Origin of the sequence: Pantoea sp. EA-12 (assembly GCF_030053355.1) — a bacterium.
GTDB lineage: Bacteria > Pseudomonadota > Gammaproteobacteria > Enterobacterales > Enterobacteriaceae > Pantoea > Pantoea vagans_C.
On sequence record NZ_JASGBY010000001.1, the window covers coordinates 573,771 to 581,411 of the forward strand.

General features: G+C 53.9%; 10 protein-coding genes. 3 read left to right on the forward strand and 7 right to left on the reverse strand.

Going from position 1 to position 7,641, the window contains the following annotated elements; genetic code table 11:
* Positions 1–93: 93 nt before the first annotated feature.
* Complete coding sequence (locus tag QMZ30_RS02685) at positions 94–996, reverse strand: LysR family transcriptional regulator (RefSeq protein ID WP_283226285.1); 903 nt, start codon at positions 994–996, stop codon at positions 94–96.
* Between the two features lie 100 nt (positions 997–1,096).
* Between QMZ30_RS02685 and QMZ30_RS02690 the strand changes: the two genes are divergently transcribed.
* A complete protein-coding gene (locus tag QMZ30_RS02690; protein WP_283226286.1) occupies positions 1,097–2,164 on the forward strand; it encodes an SDR family oxidoreductase in 1,068 nt (355 codons plus the stop codon).
* A 65-nt stretch (positions 2,165–2,229) separates the two neighbouring features.
* Here the strand turns inward: QMZ30_RS02690 and QMZ30_RS02695 are convergent, their stop codons facing one another.
* The 6 genes from QMZ30_RS02695 to QMZ30_RS02720 form a co-directional block, all read right to left on the reverse strand.
* Positions 2,230–2,586 (reverse strand): hypothetical protein, encoded by a 357-nt coding sequence (locus tag QMZ30_RS02695; protein ID WP_283226287.1) that lies wholly within the window; start codon positions 2,584–2,586, stop codon positions 2,230–2,232.
* A gap of 70 nt (positions 2,587–2,656) precedes the next feature.
* Positions 2,657–3,604, reverse strand: a complete 948-nt coding sequence (locus QMZ30_RS02700; protein WP_283226288.1) for a bifunctional helix-turn-helix transcriptional regulator/GNAT family N-acetyltransferase — start codon at positions 3,602–3,604, stop codon at positions 2,657–2,659.
* A gap of 77 nt (positions 3,605–3,681) precedes the next feature.
* Positions 3,682–4,311 (reverse strand): NrsF family protein, encoded by a 630-nt coding sequence (locus tag QMZ30_RS02705; protein ID WP_283226289.1) that lies wholly within the window; start codon positions 4,309–4,311, stop codon positions 3,682–3,684.
* Entirely contained in the window at positions 4,304–4,855 is a 552-nt protein-coding gene (locus tag QMZ30_RS02710) for a sigma-70 family RNA polymerase sigma factor (RefSeq protein WP_283226290.1), read from the reverse strand. The genes QMZ30_RS02705 and QMZ30_RS02710 overlap by 8 nt, the downstream gene beginning before the upstream one ends.
* A gap of 17 nt (positions 4,856–4,872) precedes the next feature.
* Positions 4,873–6,102, reverse strand: coding sequence for a protein-disulfide reductase DsbD family protein (locus QMZ30_RS02715; RefSeq protein WP_283226291.1), 1,230 nt, complete (start codon positions 6,100–6,102; stop codon positions 4,873–4,875).
* A 15-nt stretch (positions 6,103–6,117) separates the two neighbouring features.
* Positions 6,118–6,690: a peroxiredoxin gene (locus QMZ30_RS02720; protein WP_283226292.1), complete on the reverse strand. Its 573-nt coding sequence runs from the start codon at positions 6,688–6,690 to the stop codon at positions 6,118–6,120.
* A 144-nt stretch (positions 6,691–6,834) separates the two neighbouring features.
* Here QMZ30_RS02720 and QMZ30_RS02725 point away from each other — a divergent pair, with 144 nt between their 5' ends.
* The gene (locus tag QMZ30_RS02725) at positions 6,835–7,377 is read left to right on the forward strand and encodes a chorismate mutase (RefSeq protein WP_283226293.1); all 543 of its coding nucleotides are present in this window, start codon (positions 6,835–6,837) and stop codon (positions 7,375–7,377) included.
* A gap of 189 nt (positions 7,378–7,566) precedes the next feature.
* Positions 7,567–7,641: DUF8684 domain-containing protein (locus QMZ30_RS02730; protein WP_502921463.1), on the forward strand; the 75-nt coding region annotated here is incomplete at its 3' end.

A 7,641-nucleotide genomic window follows, 5' to 3' on the forward strand; every position in this document is an offset into this window, starting at 1 on the left:
ATAAATGGCAACCCTACACCGGTAATGCACCGTTTTCGTAGGGTGCGCATTTATGCGCACGGGCCAGTAATTGCGCAATTTATTGCGCTTTTTTCACCGAATCTGTAATCCCTCCAACGCTGTCAACAGCGCATCTACCTTCGGTAATAGTTGTTTACGGCGTGGCCAAATCAAGGTCAGCGCCAGGCCATCAGGCTGCTGTTCGGGCAGGATAATCTCCAGTTCGCCGCGTGCCAGTGGTTCTCTGATCAGCCATGACGGCATTTGCGCCACCCCTAATCCACCACATAACGCCTGCACCTGCGCGTCCACATCACCCAGCGCCATGCGGTGTGGCACATTGCGCCAGTGTGGATGCCCGTCGGCGGTGGTGAACAGCCAGGGTTTGGTGCTGCCATCCACACGCTCATACATGATGGCCTGATGCTGTAACAGTTCGTTTTCGCTGCTCGGGCGTCCCGCTCGCGCTAAATAGCCGGGTGAGGCGCAAAACACCATGCGTTCGCGACCCATCTGACGACACCCCAAAGAGGCGGGCACATCTGGCGAGCCGCCAATACGAACCGCAACATCAATTCCTTCATCAAACAGATCGATAAAGCGATCGGAGAAGGTGAGATTTAACTCCAGCTCAGGATGCTGTTGGCAAAAGGGGATCAAGACCGGCATCACGCCCAAACGGCCATAGGTGTTGGGGACCGCCACACGCAGGCGTCCGGAAGGAATGGTACGCTGTGCCGCCAATACGGCTTCCGCTTCGGCCAACTCCTCCATAATGCGCAAGCAGGTTTGATAATAGGCGTTACCGGCATCCGTCAGTTTGAGGCTGCGGGTGGTGCGCTCCAGCAGACGCGAACCCAGGCGCGACTCCAGCCGGGTGACGCTTTTGCTGACGGCCGAACCGGTCAGATGCAGACGCTCTGCCGCCGCCGCAAAGCTTCCGCTTTCCACACTAGCAACAAAGGGAACGATGTCTTTCAGGCGCTGATCGTGCATTGATTCGTGAATCCAGGTTATGAATGATGTGAATTAAAGCCAGAGATAGGAATTCAATTCTCTATTAGGCTAATAATCACTGAAACTGAGGAGAATTGAAATGCAAAAGCAGGCGTTAATTGTTGGCATCAGCGGTGTGATTGGTCGCGCATTGGCAGAGAAACTGCAACGAGAAGGCTGGCAGGTCACGGGGTTATCGCGTGGGCGCGGCGCGATCCCTGAGGGGTGCTGCAGCCTCACTGCCGATCTCACCGATACTGATGCGGTGCGCGCGGTACTGGCGCAGGAGAAGCCCGATGCACTGTTCTTTAGCGTGTGGTCACGTCAGGAAAATGAAAAAGAGAATATTCGCGTCAACGGCGGCATGGTGCGCAATGTGATCGAAGCATTGGGCGAAAGATTAAAGGGCGCGCATGTGGCACTGGTCACGGGACTCAAACACTACCTGGGGCCATTCGAAGCTTACGGCAAAGGCGCGGTGCCCGTTACGCCGTTCCGTGAAGAACAAGGACGTCAACCTGTCGATAATTTCTATTACGCGCAGGAGGATGAGGTGTTTGCAGGGGCCGAAAAGCACGACTACCGCTGGAGCGTGCATCGTCCGCATACCATTATTGGGTATGCGTTAGGCAATGCCATGAACATGGGGCAGACCCTGGCGGTGTATGCCACGCTGTGCCGTGAGAAGGGTTGGCCCTTTATTTTCCCTGGCTCGCCAGAACAGTGGAACGGTTTAGCTGATGTGACCGATGCCGGTTTGCTGGCCGAACAACTGTTGTGGGCCGCGACAGCGGATGAAGCCGCCAATCAGGACTTCAACGCGGTTAACGGTGATGTGTTCCGCTGGAACTGGCTGTGGCCGCGTCTGGCTGCTTACTTCGGTGTTGAAGCTGCGGCTTACCCCGCGCAGATGATGCCACTGGAAGGGCGTATGCAGGATGCAGCAGATGCGTGGCGTGAGATTGCTGCACGCGAACACCTGCGTGAGTCTGACATTAACAAGCTGGCTTCCTGGTGGCACACCGATGCCGATTTGGGACGCCCAATGGAAGCCTTTACGGATATGAGCAAAAGCCGGAAAGCGGGTTTCACTGGCTACCGTGCCACGCTGGATTCGTTTATTACGCTGTTCGATAAGCTGAAAGCGGAAAAAATCATTCCACAGTAAGGCTTTTTGTTCCTGGTGCGCATAAATGCGCACCCTACGGTTGGGAGCATCATTAATTGCTCCCTTTACTTCTCTTCCAGTTCTCGTAGTTTACGCATGACCGGTCGGACATCGTGACTTAAATATTCCAGAGTCGTCAGATAAACCATTCGACGCTTATCAAATCCTTTGCAATAAAACATAAACCGCAAACCCGGTGCGCAGACCAATAACTGCACATCATTTGCCATCAGCGTTCGGATATCGGACTCGGTAGTATCACGGGTGAAACACCACTTAAGTTGGCGCTGATCGATCGCCTTTTGCACCGCAGCAATGTATTTCTCTTCGCGAAAATAACCGAATAACCCTCCGTTGGCACCGAATCCTGGTGTTATGAACAATGTTGGGCTGGGCATAGAGATGAGCACAATGCTTTTCACGGGCGATTAATCCTTTATCTGTGAAGTTTGAGCACCATCGACGATGCGATGGCTGTTGAAGGATTATCAGCTAGCTGATGCCCTTACGCGTAAATTGCTGCTCAGTCATCATTTTCCCCCACTGATCGCCTTGCCACTCTTGGGTGAGATGAAAGCCGACATTTTCATACAGGCGGCGCGCAGCATCCAAACCGCTAAAGGTCCAGAGTTGTGTGCTGTGGAAATGATGGGTGTCGCAAAATGTCATGGCTTGCGTCAGGAGCTTGCGGCCGATACCCGTGCCGCGACAGCTATCATCCAGAATAAACCAGCGCAGATGCGCCTGGTGATTCCCCAGATCTTCACCATCAATGGCAACGGAACCCACGATATTGCCATTGCTGACCGCCAGCCAAATCTGATTGGTTTCATGTGCTAAACGATTGGCAAATTCTGCCAGCCCCGATGCGACTTTGCCCTCAAAGAAATGACCAAATTGGTGATGTTGAGCGTAGTAACGGCCGTGCATCTCGGCAATACGCCCAATCATGCCCGGATGGTAGCCTGTGACAATTTCGATATGCGGCGGATTAGGCTGATTTGCAGAGTGGCTGGTGCTTAGCGCTGTTGCATATGCGGACAACCCTTCAGCGACAGTATGTTGCTGCGCGGTATCCAGCTGTGCGAGTGCCTCCATTACGCGTGCTGCTGCATAGTGATTGACGCGCTTAACCGTGTTGATCCCTTGCGGTGTGAGAGAGAGTTTTTTAACCCGTGCATCTACTTCGGATACGGTTTCCTGTAATTCACCAGCGGCGATAAGTTTAGCCAGCATACGACTTACACTCGATTTTTCCAGCCCAAGTCGTTCAACCAACTGCGCCGCGGTGAGCGCGCCGCTGCTCTCTATTTCCAGCAATGTATGCACGGCAGAAGGGGAGTATTGCGTTTCCGCCAGTGTGGGACGCATGAAGCCGAGCTCACGCACCATCAGGCGGGATGAAGAACGGACTTTTTCAATCAGTGAAGGTGTAGTCATAGTGTTAACACACAGCAATTAAGTTGCACTATACAACTATTTTTTTGCCATCTTGTCAACAAAGCAAATAGCGAGTTTTACCCCAATCTCACCCAACGTTTACCTAGCAGCACCGTCATCGCCACGATGACCCCAATAGCGGCCAGATGCATGAGGAAATCCATTGCGTGTAGATGGACAGGATGGCAGAACGCCAACATGGTTACGGCCATACAGGCGACACCCAATCCGGCCATCGCCAGACTGCGCACCGGGTGTAAGGCGCGAGTGCGGCGCAAACTGGCGATCATCAACACCATCATCGGCGTGCTGACTACCAACAGGAACGTAAAGCATCGCGCACTGTCATTATCGTGTGGCTCAATCACCGCATGAGGAATGCTGCTCAGACTCAGGCCCAACCATAGCATGCCGAGGGGCAGTAAGACCTTCCAACTGCTGCTGTGGCGCCCGGCGATGCTCATATTAAAGGCGCTGCGAATCGCCAGTAGCCCGAGAATAAATGCCAGCACCAGTTGCACAATCGCGCGCATCGCGCCGGGTTGTGACCAGTCGGTCAGCGTCCGCTCCACCAGTAAACTGGCGGCGATGCCACACGGCAATGCCAGCGCCAACCACATCAGCACGCGCCATCCAGTGCGAAGGGTGGGTTTGACGGGCTGCATTTCGCGGCCGAGTTTTTCAATTAACAGGTCGTGATTATTCATGGTGTGCTCCAAAGCGACGCAGATTGCTCAGCGCGCGGTGCAGCAGCGATTTCACCGCAGCCACACTTAAATTGTTATGCGCGGCGGCTTCCGACAAGCTCATTTCGCGCAGATGGACATGTTCGACGATTTCGCGCTGGCGAGAGGGGAGCTGGCGCAAATAGCCAGCCAACTCCTCATGCGTCTCCAGCGTTGCTCTCTCTGGCGCGGGAGCGGATTCCGTCAATGTCTCTTCGTGAACTTCCCACTGCTGATAGCGCCCACGTCGCCGCAACGCATCAACAGCACGTGCGGAGATAATTGCCATCAACCAGGGTAAAAACGGATATGCAGGATCATAGGTGTGACGCACCCGATGCACCGTTAACAGCACATCCTGAATCACATCTTCCACTAATGCTTCTTCGGTGAGTTGTTTGCGTACTTGCCCACGAATCACCGGCACCAGTGCTTTCAGCAGTCGGGTATAGGCGAGCTGGTCACCCGCCTGCGACTGTTCCATTAGCGCGGGCCAACTTTCGCGCGCGCTATCGCTTGTTTGCATAATCCGCCTTGTTGCTTTTACGCCTTACTGCTGGCCGCCTGCAGTGCGTTCACCACAATGCTCGGGGTCAGCACTTGCGGTAACACTTTCGGCGGTCCGCCATCGGCGGGGTAAACCAGATACATCGGTAATCCGCCCTGACCAAACTCGCTCATGGCGTCATCGACGTCGGGGTTAAATTTAGTGGAGTCAGCCACCATATACAGCGTACCGGTTTTTGCCAGTGCGGCTTTAACCGCCTGCGTCGAGAGTGAAGTTTTCTCATTGACTTGACAGGTAATACACCAGGATGCGGTGAAGTCGACAAAGATCGCTTTACCGTGCCCGCGTTGCGCTGCAACGGCCTGCGGTGTCCACTTCTCTTTAGTGAGCTGCGCGGTGACCTGATCACCTGCCAGGCCTGCACCCGGTTTTATGAGTTGTGGCAGCGGCGCGAGGACGGCGACTATCAGCACGGCGGTCACCACGAACAGCGCTTTGTGACCTTTACCGGCAAAGCGACGATGCTGTGCCATACCATACAGCCAGCCTGCAAAGGCTACCACCACGGAGGCCGCAAGCAGTGTTGCCAGTGCTGCGCTGCCCGCCTGTTGTGCCAATACCCAGACTAACCAGGCGTAAGCACCGAACATTGGAAAGGCCAGGCCGCGTTTCAGTACATCCATCCATGCGCCAGGACGCGGCAAAAACTTCGCCAAACGTGGGAACAGTGATATCAGCGTGAAAGGTGCCGCAAAGCCTAACGCTAATGCGAAGAAAATCACCAGCGCGATAGCCGGGGGTTGCACCAGGGCATAACCGATCGCGCTGGCCATAAAGGGTGCCGCACACGGTGTGGCAACCAGAATCGCCAGTACGCCAGTGAGTGCCGAGCGTAAGAATGCACCGCGATTGATTTCAACCGATCCCACGCGCTGAACCGATAAACCGACTTCAAACACGCCGAGTAAGTTGAGTGCAGCGGCCAGAATCACCAGCGAAAGCAGGGCAATCACCAGCGGCGATTGCAGTTGGAATCCCCAGCCAACGGCGGCCCCGCCAGCACGAGCCGCCAGCAGAACCCCTGCCAGCGCCATCATGGTGACAATTACCCCGAGCAAGAAGCCCAGACCTTCACGCCGCGCATTGGCTGCGTTGTCGGTGTGGCGTAACAACCCCAATGCTTTGAGTGAAATCACCGGGAAAACACAGGGCATGAGGTTAAGAATGATGCCGCCAATAAAGGCGGCCAGCATGGCGGTTAACATCGCTGGCCTCTTTGCTTAGTTAGTTTGCGGATGCGCGTCGTCGTACTGCTTCACGGCGGCGAGCGCTTTCTCAATATGCGTATCTGGGTTTCTGTCAGTGTAACTCAGCAAAATGTTGCCATCTGGTGCAATCACATAGGATGTACGGTCAGACAGGGTTTTGCCCTTCATTTCCATCGTGGTTTGATACTGTGCCGCGATTTTGGCCCCTGGATCGGCAGCTACCGCGAATTTGTCGCGACACTCCAGTTTAGAGAAGTCACTGACCTGATCGGTATTCCCGGCCGTGACACCAATCACCGTCGCGTGCATTTTGGTGAAGTTATCCGTGGCTTCGGCAAAGTCATGAGCCTCAAGCGTACAGCCCTTACTGAATGCGGCTGGGAAGAAATAGAGCACCACGGGGCCTTTCTGTAAGGCTTTCTGTAGTGAGAAGGTCATTGGCTTACCAGCCAAGGCGGCTTGCAGCTCGAAATCCGGTGCTTTAGCGCCAACCGGCAGAGCGGCGCTGGCGGTGAATGCGGTGGCAGAGAGGCCCAGTGCGGCCGTGATGCTCAGAGTACAAACGAGGGTTTTGAACGATTTCATTATCTGCTCCTGCGATCTAAGTGAGGTCCGGTTTGGATGTTTCACTACTTCAGTTCGCTGCAGGTTGTGGGAAAGTTTCGGTGATGAGAAAAAAAAGTTACATTAGCCGCGAAATGTCACTCATGGAAAAAGAGGTAAAGCGATATGGACCGGAAATATTTCAGTAAAATCATTTTGTTAATTGGCTTGTCTTGTTCTGCTATGGCACTGGCTGCACCCGCGACAAACAGTGATGTCGCGTCATTAATTAATCAGCGCTTGTCTTATATGAAGGATGTTGCCGGTTATAAAGCGGCCAACCACCTTGCGATCGAAGATTTACCGCAGGAGGACAAAGTGCTCGCCAGTGCGGTGCAACAGGCTGAAAAACTGGGCTTAGCAGGGGAGTCGGTCAAACCTTTTGTGCAGGCACAGATGGATGCAGCGAAAGCCATCCAATATCGCTATCGCGCTGATTGGCTCTCTACCCCTGAACAGGGTTGGCAACCACTGCCTCTTGACCAGGTCAGGACAAAAATTAACGTCCTCAGTGCCAGCATTCTCAGCGGCATCAGCACGCAGCTAGCCCGAGGTGAGCATTTCACCGACAAGCCTTCCTTTTTGCACTCGCTTAATCAAATGCATTTGGCTGAGAGTGATAAAGCGCGGCTGTGGGAAGCCTTGCAGAAAATTAGCCTGAAAAAGTAGCGACTATCGAGGCGTTGTGGGCGTATTTCGATACGCCTTGTGCACCCTCTGGAAACATTCCACTTTGTTATTGCTGTGCTGCATTCCGCCACCTTTTCCTTATATCCCCAACTGAACTCCCTATGTCCTGTGCCAATGGGTGCTCTGCTATAACTGCTGCGTGTTATTAACGTGTAGGAAAAGCGTGTCATGGATATTCGTAAAATTAAGAAACTGATCGAACTGGTTGAAGAGTCTGGCATCTCCGAGCTGGAAATCTCCGAG

Excerpts from the sequence above, each read along its gene's own strand:
- QMZ30_RS02685 (WP_283226285.1), bottom strand. The coding sequence starts at position 996 with ATGCACGATCAGCGCCTGAAAGACATCGTTCCCTTTGTTGCTAGTGTG.
- QMZ30_RS02690 (WP_283226286.1), top strand. The coding sequence starts at position 1,097 with ATGCAAAAGCAGGCGTTAATTGTTGGCATCAGCGGTGTGATTGGTCGC.
- QMZ30_RS02700 (WP_283226288.1), bottom strand. The coding sequence starts at position 3,604 with ATGACTACACCTTCACTGATTGAAAAAGTCCGTTCTTCATCCCGCCTG.
- QMZ30_RS02705 (WP_283226289.1), bottom strand. The coding sequence starts at position 4,311 with ATGAATAATCACGACCTGTTAATTGAAAAACTCGGCCGCGAAATGCAG.
- QMZ30_RS02710 (WP_283226290.1), bottom strand. The coding sequence starts at position 4,855 with ATGCAAACAAGCGATAGCGCGCGCGAAAGTTGGCCCGCGCTAATGGAA.
- QMZ30_RS02715 (WP_283226291.1), bottom strand. The coding sequence starts at position 6,102 with ATGTTAACCGCCATGCTGGCCGCCTTTATTGGCGGCATCATTCTTAAC.
- QMZ30_RS02720 (WP_283226292.1), bottom strand. The coding sequence starts at position 6,690 with ATGAAATCGTTCAAAACCCTCGTTTGTACTCTGAGCATCACGGCCGCA.
- QMZ30_RS02725 (WP_283226293.1), top strand. The coding sequence starts at position 6,835 with ATGGACCGGAAATATTTCAGTAAAATCATTTTGTTAATTGGCTTGTCT.